This is a genomic window from Ruminococcus sp. 1001713B170207_170306_F1 (genome assembly GCF_015668065.1).
Classification (GTDB): Bacteria; Bacillota; Clostridia; order Lachnospirales; family Lachnospiraceae; genus Blautia_A; species Blautia_A faecis.
Genome location: NZ_JADPEX010000012.1, coordinates 76,939 through 96,410, shown reverse-complemented (window position 1 = coordinate 96,410; position 19,472 = coordinate 76,939). Strand labels below are relative to the sequence as shown.

Below are 19,472 nucleotides of genomic sequence, written 5' to 3'. Positions count from 1 at the left end.
GTTTAAAAAGACTTTCTGCAAGATTACGTGAATGATTTTTCAAACAGGCTCTATGCCATTCTCAAAAAACATGCTGCTTTTTCCTATAAATGACACCAAATCAGTATAACATATAATTCTCTGTTTGCCACCTGAAAATACCAAAATTCTTAATAAATTTCAGTGATGCTAAATTATTTTTCAAAAAAAGTGCAAAAATACAGCCAGAAGATTTCTCCCCTGACTGTACATGTTATTCTCTTTTAATATTTTTCTTAATCAAATGCTTTTCATACACGCCATCAACCCTTAACACCGCCAAGTGCAACACCTGCGACGATGTACTTGGAAAGTACCAGGTATACAACAACCAGAGGGATAATGGTAACAAACAGTCCTACATAAACTACACCATAGTCCGTACGGAACTGGTTGGAGCTCAGCAGCTGTACAAACATAGGAAGTGTTTTCTTGGAATCTGTTGTCAGCAAAATGGTAGGTGTAAACAGGTTGTTCCACTGTGCAATAAACTGAAAGATTGCCTGTGTGGCAACTGCCGGTTTCATAATCGGCAGGATAATTTTGTTAAAGGTATTCCACTCTTTTGAACCGTCGATTCTGGCTGCCTCGATCATCTCCAGAGAAAGTGTACTTTCCATATACTGTTTCATAAAGAAAACAACAGTTGGAGCTGCAATGGTAGGAATGATCAGCGGAACGTATGTATCGATCAGCTTCAGATCCAGCATGAAACGGTAGAAACCGATGATGGAAATCTGACTTGGCACCATCATAACTGCCATAATAAATGCCCATGCAAATTTTTTGAATTTGAAATCATATACATGGATACCATAAGCTGTCAGAGATGAAAAGTAAACTGACAGGAAGGTTCCAGGGATTGTAATGGTTGCAGAGTTAATGATTGCTTTCTGCAAAGTGATCTGCATACCGTTCTGCTTGATCATCAGGTTTTTCCAGTTCTCGATCAGGTGTGTGGACGGAATCAGGGAAACACCAGCCTTGATAGACTCAGAATCTCTTGTTGCGTTCATAACCAGAAGAACAAATGGCAAAAGTGCAATGATACAGAATAAAATACAAATAATGGTACGGAAGACTTTCTGATGCAGCATATTCTTGCTGTAGCTGTCTGCTGTTGCGGCTTTACTCATGATCTTCCACCTGCCTTTCTACGCTGTTTCTGCTCTTTTTTCATACGTCTGTCTTCGCTGTCGCTCATAGTTGCGAACAGGATCAGACTGACAACCAACGTGATAATAAACAGTACTACGGAAACGGCTGCTGCCTTTCCAACATCGCTGTTATACAGACGCATAATATACATAGCCATTGTAGTAGTCTTATCATCTGGAAGACCAACAAGTCCGGTTTCCGGAACGTTAAACAATGCCGGGATATCATACATCTGAAGACCACCGATTGCGGAGGTAACCAATGTGTACAACATAATTGGTTTCAAAAGCGGTAAAGTGATGTAGCGGAATTTTTTCCAGCCTGTTGCACCATCAATATCAGCAGCCTCGAAAAGTCCCGGGTCAATGCCAAGAACGCCTGAAATCAGAAGCAAGGTCGTATTACCAAACCACATCCACCACAGAATTGTGGAGATCAGCCCACGGCTTCCTGCTACGCTGGACATAAAATCGAAGTTCTTGCCAAGAACGCCCCAGTCCTTCAAAGTCTGGGTGATTGGTCCGTACTGGGAAAACAAAGATTTAAACAATACAGAAACAGAAGCTGCAGTGATAACACTTGGAAGATAAACGATAACCTTCATCGCACCGGTTCCTTTTACCTTAACCTTCTCATCCGTCAGCCATACAGCCAGAAGAAGGGAAACCAGAATCTGAGGAACAAAGTTGCAGCCCCACATTACAAGGGTATTTTTCAGATAGCTGAGTACATAACCTCTCTCTCCTGCAGCCATACCAAGGATATTTACAAAATTCTGAAGTCCTGCAAACTCCATGAATTCACGCCCGTTACGTTTGTAGTAGGATAAGGTACTATAATAGAAAGTATTGATCAGTGGCCACAGCTGGAACACCAGATAAGTGATAAAAAACGGTGCAATAAAGAAGTAGCCATACCTTCCATAATCGATCATTTTTTTCTTTTTCTTATTCATAACAGCCTCCTGTCTGAAGTTGCCTGCTTTTCCCAGGCAGAATGCCTGACACTGGCGGGAGTACCTGCCCCTCCGGGCTTCTGCGCCATCCTCCTCTGCCACTGGCAGTCATTCTGCTTTTTTATAGCAAAAGCAGCTGCTCGCTTATATAAGAATGTGCTGCTCCTTCTTTTGGGAAGAAGCAGCACATTCACTACTTACTTATAATTGACTCTGCAAACTCTTAAGCCACATTATTCTGCGCTCAGGTAAGAGAATGTATCATGGATAGATGCAGTCAGATCTGCAAGTGCAGTATCAAGGTCTTTTTCGCCTGTAGCATAAGCCTTGGTCTGAGTATCCATAAGGGAAAGGATCTGCTGATCTTCTGCTGTTACCATAGAAGCGTCAAGTCCGTCTGCTAATGGAAGGAAGAACTCCATGAAGTTCTGTCCAGCGTCTGGATACAGATAGCCGTTTCCATCTGCGGATGTACCAGCCTCGATGATCTTGCTGACAGCTGCTGTATTGTTTACATAGTCAGAGTTCAGAGCGTTGATTGCAACCATTCCATCTTCATCACATGTGAAGAATTTCATGATCTTAGCTGCAAGCTCGGTATCTGCACAATCTGTTGTAGCTGCAAGTCCTGTGCCGCCCCAATAGCATTTTGTCTGGGTAGGAACAAGGATTGTGTTGCCTTTCCAAGCATCACTTAAGCTCCAGTATACGAACCATGGGCATCCCATATAAGCAAGTGCTGCGTTAGAATCAACGCCATCACCACTCATGTTTGCACTCCAGTCAGCGCTCCACTGATCGGTATTGAAGGTAAGGTCTTCATCATAAAGAGTCTTAGCTGTTTCCATATATGTCTTGATGTTGTCATCAATTGTAATCTTATCGTTCTCATCATAGAAGCCCTGAGTTCTGGAACCGGTCAGGCTACGTTTGATCTCATCATAGCCAGAGAACAGTTTGCATTTTCCGCCGGAAGCATCGTTAACCTCTTTAGCTGTAGCAACGATGGTATCCAGATCTTTGAATTTCTCAGCTAATGCTGCAGGATCTGTTGTTCCAAGATATTTCTCAGCCAGATCTGCACGAACTGCGTAGCATCCAGGAGTTGCCTGCCAGAACAGAGCTCTTACATTGCCATCAACATCGGATCCAAGATCCAGGTTGTACTGATAGCTGTTTGCATAATCATCAGCTGTGATTCCAAGGTCTGCTACATTCTGTACCCAGTCACTGTTTACATATTTCTGAACGTAGTCAACTTCCAGACCCATCATGTCAGGATATAACTCATTTGAAGGATCATCAAGTACAGGATCCAGTTTGCTCTGATAATAATCAGATCCACCTGTGTTTACAAAAACGATTCTTTCGTAATCATCTGGATAAGCCTCTTTGAATGGTCCGTCAAGAATCTTCTTGATATCATCGTTCCATCCCCATACTACAAAGGAATCATCTGCGGAAGCGTCACCGGTAACTTCGTTTTCCGGTGTTTCTGCATCTTCTGCCATAACCGGGACTGCACATAATGTCATTCCTGCCAGCATAGAAGCTGTTAATAATACGCTCACCATTTTTTTCTTCATGTTACTTCCTCCTTTAATTATATCTTTTAATTTTTTTAATAACTACTTGAAATTTTTTGATGGATACAAAGTTTTCACGGAAGCTCCTTTAAAAAGGGTTCCATCCACTGTGTATTTCTCAATAACTGTTGTCTTCGGGTGCTCAATCAGCTCAATCAGCCTTTCTGCCGCTATCCTTCCGATTGCCGCTGTGTCCTGGCAAAGGGTTGTCAGCTTGGGTTCAAGAACCTGGGCGATATTAATTCCATCGTACCCGGCTACTGAAATGTCTTCCGGTATCCGAAGTCCTCTTTCCCGTATCTCGTTTATCCCTCCCATCGCTGCATAATCGTCAGGATAGAGAATACAGGTTGGCGGATCTTTCAAATCCAAAAGTTCACCGGTTCTCTCACCTGCCAGATCAGCATCTCTGTAAAAAGACGGTTTTACATATTCATCCGGTTCTTCAATCCCCAGTCTTTGCAAGGTCCGGTAAAAGCTTCCAAGACGATTCTTGGTAACCGATGTGTCATCTCCATGAATGTAAGCGATCTTTCGGTGTCCCTTCTTATATATATAGGTAACAAGTTCTTCCATTCCCTGGATGTTGTTGGATACTACCGATATCCTTCCATCACAGATATGATCGATGGTCACCACCGGAATGTCTGAAAGGAGAAGCTCCTGAACCTCTTCTGCGGTGAAATCCACACAGGCCATTACCACTCCGTCCACGCCCCGGTATCTGCAGTGCTCCAGGTAGGTCATCCTTTTACCGGAAACATTTCCGCTTGTAAAAGTAATGTCATAACCTTTCGCTTCTGCGGTGCTTTTGAAGCTTTCCAGTACTCTGTTGAAGTAATCATGTGTGAGACCGCTTCGGGCCTCGTCCACAAATAAAACTCCCAGATTAAAGGTTCGCTTCGTCTTCAAAGCTCTTGCCGATGAGTTGGGAAGATATCCCATCTCTGAAGCCGTTCTTAATATGTAGTTTTTTGTTTCTTCTCCGATATCGGAGTAACCATTTAATGCTTTACTGACAGTGGCGACTGAGACATTACATTGTTTTGCGATTTCTTTCATGGAAACCATATGCCTGCCTCACTCTTTCCTGTTTTTCTTTCCTGTCATCTCTAAATCGTTTTCGTGAGCTTATAGTACCCCCTAGTGCACAAAAAATCAAGTGGTTTCTGGCAATTTTTGTGCGTTTTCACGTCATTCTACCTATTGCACAATTTGTATATTTGCGTTTTTAACAATTTAATTGTGAATAAGAGTTCTTTCCGAAATGTTTTCGCGAAAATTTTCGCGTTTTAAATCTCTGATTTGTAATATATAATAGATTTCATTATTACTGTAATTTTTGTGTTGCTTTTAATCAGTCTTTCTATTATACTAAGAGCAAATATATACCATTATTCTTTACTTTTATTTCTTATTGCCTTAACTTATTCGTTTTCGTGCGTTAATTATCTCGCAATTCAATCAAGCTGACCTTTTCGAAACTACATATTGTATTTGCAAAACTTTATTGCATATAAGAAAGCAGATCACTGTGCAGCTCCGAAAATTAATATCCCCTGATGTAAATCACGAATAGCAATCAACCAATTAGAAAGAATTCAGCAAGAATAAAATTTATCAAAGGAGATCCACTATGAATTTCGGACATTTTGATGACGCCAATAAAGAATATGTCATTACAACACCAGATACCCCGTTGCCATGGATCAACTACCTTGGCTCCCAGGATTTCTTCACACTGATTTCCAACACCTGCGGCGGCTACAGCTTCTATAAAGATGCAAAGCTGCTCCGTATCACTCGTTACCGCTACAATAACATCCCGGTAGATTCCAACGGAAAATACTACTATATCAAAGATGGGGATACCGTATGGAATCCAGGTGCAATGCCAACCCGCACTCCTCTTGATGTTTATGAGTGCCGCCATGGACTTGGCTACAGCCGTTTCCACGGTGAGAAAAACGGCCTGGCAGCTGATCTTCTTGCATTCGTCCCTGTTGACACAGCCTGCGAGATCAACAAACTGACTCTGCGAAACAATTCAGATAAAGTGAAAGAGATTTCGTTATTTTCATATGTAGAATTCTGCCTCTGGAATGCTGTTGACGACATGACCAACTACCAGCGAAACTTAAGCACCGGTGAAGTTGAGATCATCGGCAGCACCATTTACCATAAGACCGAATACCGCGAACGACGCAATCACTACAGCTTTTTCACTGTAAATACTCCTGTAGACGGTTTTGACACCAGCCGTGATGAGTTCTTAGGACTTGGCCGCGGCAACAATGCTCCAATCGTTGTAGAGGAAGGCAAGAGCCACAATTCTGTTGCCAGCGGATGGTATCCCATTGCCAGCCAGCAGATCAATGTTTCTCTGGCACCTGGTGAAGAAAAAGAATATGTTTTCCTTCTCGGCTATTGCGAAAACCCAAAAGATGACAAATGGGAAGCTTTAAACGTGATCAAAAAAGAGCCGGCCAAGAAGATCATGGAGAATTTCGAAACTTCTGAACAGGTAAATGAAGCTTTCGCCATCCTGAATACTTACTGGAATGATCTTCTCTCCCGCTATCATGTAGAGAGTAAGGATCCTCACGTAAACCGTATGGCAAATATCTGGAACCAGTACCAGTGTATGGTAACCTTCAACATGTCCCGTTCCGCTTCTTACTATGAATCCGGAACCGGCCGTGGAATGGGCTTCCGTGATTCCTGCCAGGATCTTCTTGGATTTGTACATCTGATCCCGGAGCGTGCAAGAGAACGAATCCTTGACATTGCTGCAACCCAGTTCGAAGATGGAAGTGCTTATCATCAGTACCAGCCGCTTACCAAGCAGGGCAACCTGGATATCGGAAGCGGATTTAACGATGACCCGCTGTGGCTGATTGCTGCTGTGGCCGCTTACTTAAAGGAAACTGGAGATTATTCCATTCTGGATGAAATGGTTGCTTTTGACTGCCATATGGAAAAAGCAGCTCCTCTTTTTGAGCATCTCCGCCGTTCCTTCGAATACAGCCGCACCCATCTTGGACCACACAAGCTTCCTCTCATCGGACGTGCTGACTGGAACGACTGTCTGAACCTGAACTGCTTTTCCAATGAGCCTGGTGAATCCTTCCAGACCACAGGACCATCTGAGGGACCAGTTGCAGAATCTGTATTTATTGCAGGTATGTATGTAAAATATGGAAATGAGTTTGCAGAGATCTGCAGACGTGTTGGAAAAAAGGAAGACGCTGCTATCGCGCAGAAAGCTGTTGAAGAAATGTACCAGGCAGTCCTTGACGCTGGCTGGGATGGAGAATGGTTCCTTCGTGCTTATGACGCCACCTCTCAGAAGGTTGGTTCCCACGAATGCGAAGAGGGACAGATTTTCATTGAACCGCAGGGCTTCTGTATCATTGCTGGCATTGGCGTGAAAGAAGGTCTGGCAAAAAAAGCTCTTGATTCTGTAAAAGAGCGCCTGGATACCAAATATGGTATTATGCTTCACCAGCCGGCTTACACCAGATATTACCTGAACCTTGGTGAAATTTCTTCCTACCCGCCAGGATACAAAGAAAATGCCGGAATCTTCTGCCATAACAATCCCTGGATTTCCATTGCCGAAACTGTTATCGGAAGAGGAAACCGTGCATTTGAAATTTATAAAAAGACCTGCCCGTCTTATATTGAAAACATCAGCGAAATCCATCGTACAGAGCCTTATGTTTATTCCCAGATGATCGCAGGACGTGACGCAGCCCGCCACGGTGAAGCAAAGAACAGCTGGCTTACCGGAACAGCCGCATGGACTTTCGTGAACCTCTCCCAGGCAATCCTGGGTGTGCAGCCATCCTATGACGGCCTTTCCATTGATCCGTGTATTCCGGAGGGCTTCGGTGACTTCACCCTCACCCGCCGCTTCCGCGGTGCCACCTATTACTTCGACGTTAAGAATCCGAATAATGCGGAAAAGGGTGTAGCTTACCTGGAGGTTGATGGCAAGCATGTGAATGGAAATGTGGTACCTGTTGAGGACGGAAAGACAGAGTATCATGTAACGGTGCATATGGAATAAAAATAAATATTACTAATTTTAGCAAGAGCCCCCGGGACCGAAATTCCGAGAGCTCTTGTTTTCCTATCTATTTTATTTCTCGTAAAGCGGATGAATTTCTTTTTTATACGCATATCGTATAAACACAAAGCAGATCACTCCTGAGAACACCTCTGCAATGGGAAAGGACCACCAGCAGGCTCCAAGGCCACCTACTTTTGACAGGATAAATGCAGCCGGGAGCAGTACTACCAGCTGACGCAGCACAGACACTGCAAGGCTTAAAAAACCATGTCCAAGCGCCTGAAACACAGAAGATGCAACTACAGAAAATCCTGCGATCAGAAAGCTGAGGCTGATGGTACGAAGTGCCGGGATACCGATTGCCATCATATCATCAGAGGCACTGAAAATTCCCAGAAAGCTTCCCGGAAACAGCTGAAATACAGCGAAACCAGCAAGCATAATACATACTCCGTAAATAATACTCAGCTTAATTGCTTTCGTAATACGTTTCGGTTTTCTGGCACCATAGTTGTAAGCAACAATGGGAACCATTCCATTATTCAGTCCAAACACTGGCATAAAAATAAAGCTCTGCAGCTTGAAATACACGCCAAATACCGCCGTTGCAGTAGAAGTAAAGCCCATCAGGATCTTATTCATTCCGAATGTCATAACAGAACCAACAGACGCCATAATAATAGATGGAAAGCCTACGCTGTAAATGCTGCGGATCACATCACCGGAAATCTTATATTTCACAAGAGAAATATGAAGCTCTTTATTCAGCTTCATATTCACGATCACACCTGCAATTGCTGCAATGATCTGTCCTGTAACAGTGGCAAGGGCTGCTCCTGTTACTTCCATTCTTGGAAAGCCGAATAAACCAAAAATCATGATTGGATCCAGAATAATATTGATAATAGCGCCAAGAAGCTGTGTTGCCATGGAATACACCGTCTTCCCTGTAGACTGCAGAAGCTTCTCGCAGGTCAGCTGGATAAACAGGCCGAAGGACATAATTCCGATCACTCTGACATAATCCACACCATATTCCATGATCTGTGGATCCGTAGTCTGCACCCTGAAAAAAGCAGGTGCAAAAAATCCACAAACAATTGCAAATCCAATAAAGCTGAAAATTGCAAGATAAATACCGTTATTTGCAGCACTGTTGGCATACTCCTGCTTTTTCTCCCCAAGAGAGCGCGACACCAGCGCATTGATACCAACACCAGTACCGGTTCCCACTGCGATCATCAGGTTCTGCACCGGAAACGCAAGTGAAACTGCAGTAAGTGCACTCTCACTTAATTTCGCCACAAACATACTGTCCACAATATTATAAAGTGCCTGGACAAGCATGGAAATCATCATCGGTACAGACATGGTGAGCAGAAGCTTTGCCACTGGCATCACACCCATTTTATTTTCCTGAACTTTTACTTCTTTTTCCAAAAACAATCCCCTCTCTTCTGTAATTAAACCTTTTCGTTTACGGTTCACTCCGTGACCAATAACCCTTTTTGTTCTGTCGCCTTCTTTTTTAGAGCGTGTTTGAAAAAGATTTTCTGCAAGATATGCATCACAATTTGTAGGAAATTTTGTCCAGATGGGGCGTCGCAGCGGGCTACGCAGACCAAATTCAGGCAAAATATACTGCAAAGCAGGGCGTGCAGATTGTGGAAATGATTTTTTTAAACATGCTCCAGGCCAGTCCTCTTATTGTATATAAGTACATGCTGAATGTCAATATAAGGGTGGATTTATCTGAGAAATTATGCTATCCTTATTACTGGTTACTGTTCACTCCGTTCACAGTAACGCGCTTCGCGATGCACAGAAATCATGCAAAGCATGATTTCGCGCCGCAATTCTCGGGTTTTCTGTGAACTTTGTTCACAAAAAACACCTCGCGGAACATTACCAGTGAACAGTAACTATTACTGTTCACTGGTAACATTCCGTGAGAAGTAAACTTGACTTTTTCTTAGATTAATATTTTTTACAAGGTTCAAAACAGAAAAACCAGATATACACAATATCTTATTTTTATAAAACGGAGGATTTTTCTTATGGAAAGACACAGCTTTGCTATGGAAATCAAAAAAGGGAAAAAAAATGAATACCGCCAGATATTAGGAGAGATCTGGCCAGATCTGACTGCATTTCTGGATCAGGAAAAGGTACATAATTTCAGCATCTGGAACTGTGATTCCCTGATTTTCGGATATTACGAAACAGACGAAAATAACGAATTTTCAGAAGAGAAAAAAGCCAGCATCCAGGCTCTCACCTCCAGAATTGACCACACCTTCACCTGGATCTCCACCCCTGGCGAAAACATGCGTCTGATGTACCACAATTTCGGTGTTGTCCGCGAAAACAAAGAACTGATCCGCCACAGAATGTTCATAACCAGACTGAAACCTGATTGCGAGGAAGAATATAAGGCAAGACATGACGGACTGGTTGCCGCAAGAGAAGGCAGGATTGACCCGGGTCCTGACAGCAACTTCAGCATCTGGAGCGCAGGCGGATATATTTTCGGCTACGACGAGATCGACACCACTATGGAGACTGAAGAAACACCGGAAGCCCATGAAGCTACCGTTGCCTGGGAAACCCGCCAGCTTGGCATCATGGACTGGATCACCAATGACTGCGACTGGCTCACAGGAACAGTCCACTCTGCAAGCGTAAGACTGGCATGGCATATGGGGAAATAGAATCATAATGCTCCAAAACCCTCAATGATTTTCAAAGATCATTGAGGGTTTTTCTTGTACAGATCATATTTCAATTCTTTTCTGAGAATCTCCAATTCTTCGCCAGTCCTTATGGTTCTCATTTCCAGATAGACCCAGTCGTCTACAATATGACCAATAACCGGAGTATCCATTTTCCGTAAGCAGTCACTGATTTCCTGCGCGGAAAGGCCCTTTCCATTCAGGCTTCTTATCTGCAATGCAGCTCCAGGCAGTGTTTTTCCAGGTGTAGTACCACCGCCAACAGGATTTCGTGTAGAGGTTACTGCAAATTCATATTCAGAAGCATCGGCCAACAGTTCACCCATAAGCCATAATGCATTCCGCTTAAGTTCTTCTGCACTTCGACTCATCATATCATAAACCGGAATCTCTTTCTCCAGCTGACTCTCATCCAGATAAATACTTACTGTCTTATCCAGCGCGGCAGCTGTAAACTTATCGATTCGCAGTGCCCGCATGAGAGGATGCCTGGAAATCTTTTCGATCAAATCTTTACGTCCTGCCAGTATTCCTGCCTGTGGTCCGCCCAGAAGTTTATCTCCACTAAAAGATACAATATCTGCACCTTTCTTCAAAAGCTCCTGTACGGTCTTTTCAGGCTCGATTCCATAAAAGGCAATGTCCACAAGGCTCCCACTTCCAAAGTCCACCAAAAGGGGAATTCCGCGGTTATGTGCCGCTTCTGCAAGCTCTACAAACTCTGCTTCATGGGTAAAACCGGTAATCTGATAGTTGCTGGTGTGCACTTTCAGAAAGGCAGCGGTATTCTCTGTCACTGCATTTTCGTAATCCTCCAGATAAGTCCGGTTGGTAGTCCCCACTTCCACAAGCATCGTTCCACTCTGACTGCATACATCCGGAATCCGGAACTTCCCGCCAATCTCCACAAGCTCTCCTCGGGAAACTACGGTTTCCCCTCCGGAGGCCAGCGCTGTCAGCATGAGCAGCACTGCTGCCGCGTTGTTATTCACTGCAATGGCAGCCTCAGCCCCTGTCAGCTTGCAGAGATTTTCAGCAAAATGATCATATCTGCTTCCCCTCTTCCCATCTTCCAGATTCAATTCCAGATTGGTATATCCGGTCATCAAAGGTACAAGCTCAGACACAAGTCTGTCCCCTAAAGGCGCTCTTCCCAGATTTGTGTGGAGGATCACACCGGTAGCATTGATCACCCGCTGCATCTGCCTCTGGCTTCTGTGCGCAAGCAGTCTCTTCATTTCCTGCAAAACATACTCTGTATAATCTAATGTTGTCTCAGGCAAAGCCTTCAGATCAGACAGCTTTACCGGTAAGCCATCCTTCTGTCCTGATAGTCCGGATGTATCCAGGAACACAGCTGGCTTTTCTTCCACCAAAATCTGCTGACGCATGGCATCCCGCAGCTGCTCTTCCACCTTTCTGGCAGCCTCCAGCACTGCACGATACCCATACTGTTCCGTCAGTTCTTTCGTCAGTTCCCTTCCCATAAGCCTGTCAATTTTTGGTAGTCTGCGAAATAATTCCTTTCTCCTGTTCAGAAAGCTTTCCTCTTCTTTATGGGCTTTCGAAGCATGCAGCTTCCTGTCACCTTTATCCATTATTTTTCTGTGCCTCAATCTGCTCCGCCAGATCATTCAGATACACCCAGCGATCCATTTTCTCTTCCAGCTGCTTCTCCGCCGCCTCTTTATCTGCCATGATCTCACGAAGCTTCACGGAATTGGTGGCATTTGCCATCATATCATTCTCCAGCCTGGCAATTTTCTCTTCAAGTCTGGCTATATCCTCATCAATAACAGCATATTCCCGTTCTTCTTTATAAGTAAATTTCAGTTTTTCAGACTTCTGTCCCTGCTTCCAGTCTTTTCTGGTAGGTTTTTTCCCTTCATCCTCTGTACTGTTATTTCCGGAAGCCGCTTTATCTGACAAACTGCTGCCGGCCCCGGCACCAATTTCACTGCTTCCAGCCCCGTATTTCCGCGCTTTTGCTTCTGCATAATCTGTATAACCACCCTCATACTGGGTCAGTTTTCCATTCCCTTCAAAGGCAAAAATGCGGTCCACCACGTCATCCAAGAAATAACGGTCGTGGGATACCGTGATCACAATTCCGGAAAATGTAGAAAGATAATCTTCAAGAATGGTCAGTGTAGGAATGTCCAGATCATTACTTGGCTCATCCAGAAGAAGTACATTTGGCGCCTCCATCAGTACCTTCAGGAGATACAGACGCCTCTTCTCTCCTCCTGACAGCTTGGCTACCGGTGTATACTGCATTGCAGAATCAAAAAGAAAACGCTCCAGCATCATAGATGCGCTGATCTTTCCATCACGGGTAGGAATAAACTCTGCCACATCACGGATATAATCAATCACCCGCTGGTTTCCATCCATGTCCGGCACTTCCTGGGCAAAGTAACCGATCCTGATCGTCTCCCCGATCTCCACGGTACCGGAATCCGGTTCCACCATTCCATCAATAATACGGATCAAAGTAGATTTTCCGCATCCATTTGGTCCGATAATTCCAAGTCTCTGGTTTCTCAGCACAATATAGTCAAAATCATCCAGAATCACCTTATCGCCATAGCTTTTGGAAATGTGATGAAGCTCTACTGTCTTTTTCCCCATTCTGGTCTCCACAGAGTCCATCTGCACATCTGTCTCCTGAACAGGCGCCTTGCCATTTTTTAACGCTTCCAGACGCTCCAGACGGGCGCGCTGCTTGGTGCTTCTTGCACGGCAGCCACGCTTCGCCCATTCCAGCTCCATACGGAGAATGCTCTGTCTCTTCCTCTCGGAAGCCAGTTCCATCTCTTCTCTTTGTGCTTTTAATTCCAGAAATCCTGAATAATTGGCATCATAGGAATATACTTTTCCATGACTGATTTCCAGAATTTTATTGGTAACTTTGTCAAGGAAATAACGGTCATGCGTAACCATGATCACAACGCCTTTAAACCGGTTCAGGTAATCCTCCAGCCAGGTTACCATCTCATTATCCAGATGGTTGGTAGGCTCATCCAGAATCAGCACATCAGAAGGGTTTACCAGAGTTCTGGCCAGAGCTACACGCTTCTTCTGTCCACCAGAAAGCTGCTCCACAGGGACATCATGTTCTGTAATCCCCAGCTTATTCAAAATATTTCTGGCCTCGCTTTCTGTGCTCCAGTCCTTCTGCCATTTCCCATCAGCCACATAGTCCTGTACAATGGCACCTTTTGGAAAATCTGGCATCTGAGGCAGATAGGTGATACGAAGGCCATTCTGGGAAATCACCTGTCCCTCATCTGTCTCCTCTTCCCCTGCAATGATTTTCAGCAGAGTACTTTTTCCAGTTCCATTGATTCCAATGATTCCGATTTTATCCCCATCATGGATTCCATAGGAAATATCATCAAAAATCTTTTTATCTCCAAAAATCTTGCTTACATGTTCAATGTTCAGTACATTCATAAAAACCATAACTCCTTTTTCACCATCCACGGGCATTTATTTCAGTATTTTCCGCCTCTGTCAGTTTCTTTTTTTCTCAAAACCATGGATCCAGTCTGATTTCAGATAAAAAATCAAAAACAGAATGGAGCTTAATGACCAGGTCAGCGGATACGCCCAGAATACAGTCTGGATCACCGGATGCAGCTTCACAGCGATGGTTATATAAGTCACACGGATCACGCACCAGCAGCCCAACATAACAAACATGGGCACCGTAGCTCTTCCCGCTCCACGCATAAGTCCTGCAATGCAATGGGAAAAGGCAAGCAGAAAATAGAACAGAGTAATGATATGTGCTTCTTTCACTCCAAAAGCAATCACTTTCGGATCATTGTTAAAAGCGGCAATAAATACCGGACTTGCAAAATACACAATAATTCCCACGATCTCTGCCATCGAAATACTGCAGAGGATACCAATACGGGCTCCTTTTTTTGCCCTGTCATATTTCTTTGCGCCCAGATTCTGACTGATAAATGTGGTCAGTCCCATAGAAAAACAGGTAATAGGCAGAAAACCAAATCCCTCAACCTTGGAATATGCCCCGCATCCAGCAACAGCCAGCTTGCCGAAGCTGTTGATATTAGACTGCACTACCACATTTGCAATGGCGATCACGGAATTCTGGATGCCAGCAGGAAGACCGTTGGATACGATCTGTTTCAGCATATAGGAGTCCAGGCGAACATCCCTAAGGGAAACCGTATACTCCTCCGGGCTTTTTTTCATCAGACGGTGCAGGCACAAAAATGCACTCATAAACTGGGAAATGATAGTGGCAAGAGCTGCGCCCTCCACACCCATTCCAAGTCCGCCTACAAAAACCATATCCAGAGCTACATTCAAAAGCGATGAAAAAATCAGGTAATACAATGGATGACGGCTGTCTCCCACTGCCTGCATAATGCCTACAAAATTGTTATAAAGAACCAGACCCAGGGATCCCATGGCATATACCTGGAAATACAGGGTGGATTTCGGCAAAATATCTGCCGGTGTTTTCATAAGGATCAGAATCTTCGGTGCAAGCACAACACCGCCAGCTGTAAGAAGTATACCGCACAGAATACCAAAAGCCACCGTGGTATGAATCGCCCTGTGAAGCTCCTTCTTCTGCCTTGCGCCAAAATATCTCGCTATGATAACGCCTGCTCCCATAGCAAGACCCTGAAAAAATCCTACCAACAGAAATGTAAGACTGCCGGATGAGCTTACCGCAGCCAATGCATCACTTCCCAGAAAGTTTCCCACGATCAGAGAATCTGCTGTATTGTACAGTTGCTGGAACAAGTTTCCCAGAAAAAGCGGGAACGCAAATCCCATCAGTTTCTTCCAGATAGACCCCTCTGTCAGCAGATTTTTGTTTTGTGAATTATTCATCTTTTTCCCCTCCATCAATCCTTTTTATCCTAACATACCGCACCTGCTTTTTCAATCGTAAGTTGCGATATGCTGTCCACTCCACCCCCTGCAAGCGTGTTTCTCTTCGCTCCATTCATAGCAACACGTTTCGCGTTACACAAAACTCATGCATCCGCAAGATTTCACGCTCAGATTCTCGTTTTTCTGTGAACTTTGTTCGCAAAAACACCTCGCGGAACATTACCAGTGAACAGTAATGTTGCGGAACGGGTTTTCACAAATCCAATTGCAAACGTCCATATTTCGTGTATAATAAGACATATCATTATAATTATTTTTTCATACTTTTCGTAAATTTAAGGAGGACATATATTTGAAAAATCTGGAAACCATTTGGAGCAAAGCGGCTGCCCGGGGACAGACTCTGAAAGAATATCCTCGTCCGGATATGGTACGCCGTCACTGGATCAATCTGAACGGCATGTGGGACTATCTGATTACTGACAGCCGCATTCTTCCATGGCAATTTTACGAAAGCGAATATTTCCCCTTTGACGGACAGATTTTGGTGCCCTTTTCACCTGAAGCGCCTCTTTCCCAGGTAAAGCGCCAGCTTTTGCCAGATGAAACCTTATGGTATTCCCGTACCATCCAGTTGCCAGAGAACTGCCTGGATACAGAAAGTCAGCGGCTTCTTCTGCATTTTGGAGCTGTAGATCAGATCTGCAGCGTGTACATTAACGGAAAGTTCGTCAGCTATCACAAGGGCGGCTACCTTCCATTTACCACAGATATTACAGACTTTATCACAGAAGATCTCATAGTCTCTATCCTCATAAGTGTCCACGACTTCAGTGACACCTCCTATCATGCCAGAGGCAAACAGCAGCTGAAACGCGGCGGTATGTTCTATACTGCCCAGAGCGGGATATGGCAGACTGTATGGATGGAGATCGTACCGAACGAATACATAAGAGATGTGCGTGTTACCCCGGATTGGGACAATGGTCTGGTCCGGATGCGCATCCGCGTATCCTCCGCATCCTTGACTGAAAATGCATCTCCTTCCCATATAAGTCCCACTGCAGCGGATCAGACAGATTCTCAGGGAACTGTTTTGGCTTTTTCACCTGACAGGCAGAATTCATCCAATGTGATCTGTAAGGTTTATCCACCTGTTTTTCTCGAAGCAGACGGACTTAACGATACATTATGCCAGGATGAAATAACTACCGCCGCAATCCGTCCCGGAAAAGGAGCCACCCTCCCCATCCCGGAAAATATGCAGAAGTCCTGGACTCCCAAGGAGCCGTGGCTTTACCCCTATTCCCTGGAATATGGCAAAGACCGGGTTCTTGGATATTTCGCGCTCCGCAAATGTGACGTACAGATAGCTGACGATGGCTATCCACGCTTTTTCCTGAACGATCAGCCATATTTTCAGAGCGGCGTGCTGGATCAGGGCTACTGGCCAGACGGGCTTTATACAGCACCTTCCGACGAAGCTCTCATCTACGATATTCGTGCAATGAAAGATCTTGGCTTTAACATGCTCCGCAAGCATGGCAAAATCGAAGCAGACCGCTGGTATTTCCACTGTGACCGCATGGGAATGCTGGTATGGCAGGATATGCCTAACGGCGGTTCTTCCTACCATCACTGGTTTGTCACCTATCTGGCCACATTATTAAACTGGATACGCATTCCAGTAAAAGACCTCCACGCCCGCCTGCTCTCCCGCACAGATGAATTCGGCCGTCAGGAATACATTGACGATATCCGGGATATGGTCAGGACACTGTATAATCATCCTTCCATTGTCACATGGGTACCATTTAACGAAGGATGGGGACAATTTTCCACAAAAAAAGTTACAGATTTTATTCACCGGCTGGATCCTTCCCGCCTGGTAGATTCTGCCAGCGGATGGTTTGATCAGGGCTGTGGTGATATTAACAGTCTCCATTATTATTTTCTGGGACTTCCAGTACCAGAATCAGACCGCGTACTTGCTTTATCTGAATTTGGAGGCTACTCTCTTCGCCTTCCAGAGCACAGTGCCTGCAAAAATATTTACGGATATAAGAAATTTACCACCAATGAGGCGCTTACCGACGGCTTCTCCAGATTGATGGAAAACACAATTGTACCCTCTGTAAAAAAAGGATACTCTGCAACTGTTTTCACGCAGCTTTCTGATATTGAAGAAGAAACCAACGGACTGATCACTTACGATCGTAAAAAGATTAAAATGAATCCGTTGATTGTACAGAAATGGAATACGAAGCTGAAGAAATCTTTACACAACTAACTGTTAAACGCATATTTATCTGATGAAACAAAAAAACAGAAGCCATGCAGTCTTTTTCTATATACTGCATAGCTTCTGTTTTGTTTTCTTAAGCGCCAGCTTCAAAATTTATTTCCAGCTGACATTCACGTTTCGCATTTAAATTAGTTATTACTGCTGATTGCATTTATAGCAATTAGTTTGCTGCTTCTTCGTCAGCTGCCGCATCGGTCTCAGCCTCTGCATTTTCCACATTGTCTTCTGTCTTGACCAGAGAAACGAAAAGTGTCTCAGCGATAGGCTGAATGTCATCAGATTTCGGTCCGATCTGAACATTGTACATCATTCCCTCAGCATCCTCCAGGAAAGCGATTCCGTATGTACTTTCAGTCTCGAAGGAAACCGCATAGAGTCCGTTAATGCAAACCTTCTCAACATCTTCATACTCTGTAGCCAACTCATCAGCCATGGAATGCAGATCATACTCTGTTCCAACATCTGTAGCAGTCACTACCATGTTCACGCCTTCTTCAGAATCCGGATCCTGTGCCTGGAACATAACACCGTCTGCAGCATCTTCATCTGAAATTTCCAGAACGTCCCAGTTACTTGGTACATAGAGATCGAAGCCTGGCTCAAAAGATAACCATGTTCCTTCATATGCAGCTTCATCAAGCATGTCCATTGTTAATTCTGTAATCTCATCATCTGCAGCCTCAGTATCTTCTGCTGCATCTGCCTCTGCCCATACAGGAGCAGAAGATCCGGTTACCATTGCTGCGGCACACAACATAGCCATAACTTTTTTCCAGTTTTTCATTTTTCTACCTCACTTTTATCATATTTTGTGATATTATATAGAGGACCTAAAAAGCTTACAATACTTTCTAACGCCTCATCACCTTGAGGTTACTATATCCGATTTATTTTGAAAAAACAATATACATGGGATGAAATGACACTTTCAGTGATATTTTGATGTTACTGTTCACAGCAACATTTTAATTTACTGCAGGTTTTCATTCTTTTGGAGGATTTCAGCATTGAACATTGCAATAATTGATGATGTGCAGCAGGATCTTGATGCACTTGCAGAAGCTGCCCGGGAACATTATGACCAAAGACAGATATCTATCCAATTACATACCTTCTCTTCACCTGAAGACTTCTGGAACAGCTATTCTCCCGGCAGTTATGACCTGATTTTTCTTGATATCTACATAAAGCAGGCCAATGGTATGGACTTGGCCGCCCAGCTTCGGGAAAAAGACGACTCCTGTGCTCTTATTTTTGTTACCAGCAGCGATGCTTTTGCGGTTGCCAGTTACGACGTGCAGGCAGCTTATTATCTTCTGAAGCCTCTTGATACAAACAAGCTCACAAAGGTATTGGACTCCATTCAGATCAAGCGTGCACAGGATACACGATATATAGAGGTGATCTGCGACCGTACCCTTCTACGTGTTCCTGTAAAAAGCATTTTATATGCAGACACCTTTCACAATGCTGTCCAGCTTCACACAGACGCAGGAGTTCTGCGCACATACCTGACTTTCCAGAAATTCGAGGAACTGATTCACGATCTCCCCTGTTTTCTCTCCTGCTACCGCGGCTGTCTTGTGAATATGGACCGCATTTACAAAACACTGGAGGAGGGCTTTCTTCTGGACAACCAGGAAACCGTCCAGATCCGTAAACGGGGAGCTAACGCAATCAAGAAGGAATATCTGAATTATCTTTTCTCGTAATACAAAAGTCTGCACAACTGGTTGCGCAGACTTTTTATGTGGAAGAAAGA

The 19,472-nt window shown here is 44.2% G+C and carries 13 protein-coding genes; 4 read left to right on the top strand and 9 right to left on the bottom strand.

All coding sequences use genetic code 11. The features are described 5' to 3' along the window. Window positions 1–281 precede the first annotated feature (281 nt). The 4 genes from I4V84_RS09215 to I4V84_RS09200 all read right to left on the bottom strand — a co-directional run bounded on the left by I4V84_RS09215 (window position 282) and on the right by I4V84_RS09200 (window position 4,779). Entirely contained in the window at window positions 282–1,154 is an 873-nt protein-coding gene (locus I4V84_RS09215) for a carbohydrate ABC transporter permease (protein ID WP_226814790.1), read from the bottom strand. After that, window positions 1,151–2,131, bottom strand: coding sequence for a sugar ABC transporter permease (locus tag I4V84_RS09210; protein WP_118580131.1), 981 nt, complete (start codon window positions 2,129–2,131; stop codon window positions 1,151–1,153). Before I4V84_RS09210 ends, I4V84_RS09215 begins: the two co-directional genes overlap by 4 nt. Before the next feature lie 233 nt (window positions 2,132–2,364). Then, complete coding sequence (locus I4V84_RS09205; protein WP_148462812.1) at window positions 2,365–3,717, bottom strand: hypothetical protein; 1,353 nt, start codon at window positions 3,715–3,717, stop codon at window positions 2,365–2,367. 42 nt (window positions 3,718–3,759) lie between these two features. Next, window positions 3,760–4,779 (bottom strand): LacI family DNA-binding transcriptional regulator, encoded by a 1,020-nt coding sequence (locus I4V84_RS09200; protein ID WP_330382729.1) that lies wholly within the window; start codon window positions 4,777–4,779, stop codon window positions 3,760–3,762. Between the two features lie 574 nt (window positions 4,780–5,353). On the opposite strand from I4V84_RS09200, the gene I4V84_RS09195 reads away from it, so the two are divergent. Then, on the top strand, window positions 5,354–7,789 hold the full coding sequence (locus I4V84_RS09195; protein ID WP_195991724.1) for a glycosyl transferase: 2,436 nt from the start codon (window positions 5,354–5,356) through the stop codon (window positions 7,787–7,789). Window positions 7,790–7,861: 72 nt separating this feature from the next. On the opposite strand, the gene I4V84_RS09190 is transcribed toward I4V84_RS09195, so the two are convergent. Further along, window positions 7,862–9,199, bottom strand: a complete 1,338-nt coding sequence (locus I4V84_RS09190; RefSeq protein ID WP_195991738.1) for an MATE family efflux transporter — start codon at window positions 9,197–9,199, stop codon at window positions 7,862–7,864. 650 nt (window positions 9,200–9,849) lie between these two features. Here I4V84_RS09190 and I4V84_RS09185 point away from each other — a divergent pair. Continuing rightward, a complete protein-coding gene (locus I4V84_RS09185) occupies window positions 9,850–10,503 on the top strand; it encodes an L-rhamnose mutarotase (RefSeq protein ID WP_173769734.1) in 654 nt (217 codons plus the stop codon). 38 nt (window positions 10,504–10,541) lie between these two features. On the opposite strand, the gene selA is transcribed toward I4V84_RS09185, so the two are convergent. Genes selA through I4V84_RS09170 form a run of 3 tightly spaced genes read right to left on the bottom strand, consistent with a single transcriptional unit; the run spans window position 10,542 to window position 15,402 of the window. Next, window positions 10,542–12,122: an L-seryl-tRNA(Sec) selenium transferase gene (selA, locus tag I4V84_RS09180; RefSeq protein ID WP_195991722.1), complete on the bottom strand. Its 1,581-nt coding sequence runs from the start codon at window positions 12,120–12,122 to the stop codon at window positions 10,542–10,544. Then, window positions 12,115–13,980 (bottom strand): ABC-F family ATP-binding cassette domain-containing protein, encoded by a 1,866-nt coding sequence (locus tag I4V84_RS09175; RefSeq protein WP_195590701.1) that lies wholly within the window; start codon window positions 13,978–13,980, stop codon window positions 12,115–12,117. Before I4V84_RS09175 ends, selA begins: the two co-directional genes overlap by 8 nt. A gap of 60 nt (window positions 13,981–14,040) precedes the next feature. Then, entirely contained in the window at window positions 14,041–15,402 is a 1,362-nt protein-coding gene (locus I4V84_RS09170; RefSeq protein ID WP_195991721.1) for an MATE family efflux transporter, read from the bottom strand. 355 nt (window positions 15,403–15,757) lie between these two features. Here I4V84_RS09170 and I4V84_RS09165 point away from each other — a divergent pair, with 355 nt between their 5' ends. Next, entirely contained in the window at window positions 15,758–17,695 is a 1,938-nt protein-coding gene (locus I4V84_RS09165) for a sugar-binding domain-containing protein (RefSeq protein WP_243284057.1), read from the top strand. Window positions 17,696–17,870: 175 nt separating this feature from the next. Here I4V84_RS09165 and I4V84_RS09160 read toward each other — a convergent pair whose 3' ends face one another. Continuing rightward, on the bottom strand, window positions 17,871–18,494 hold the full coding sequence (locus I4V84_RS09160) for a hypothetical protein (RefSeq protein ID WP_195991719.1): 624 nt from the start codon (window positions 18,492–18,494) through the stop codon (window positions 17,871–17,873). 223 nt (window positions 18,495–18,717) lie between these two features. Here I4V84_RS09160 and I4V84_RS09155 point away from each other — a divergent pair, with 223 nt between their 5' ends. Beyond that, the gene (locus I4V84_RS09155) at window positions 18,718–19,422 is read left to right on the top strand and encodes a LytTR family DNA-binding domain-containing protein (RefSeq protein ID WP_187565706.1); all 705 of its coding nucleotides are present in this window, start codon (window positions 18,718–18,720) and stop codon (window positions 19,420–19,422) included. Window positions 19,423–19,472 lie beyond the last annotated feature (50 nt).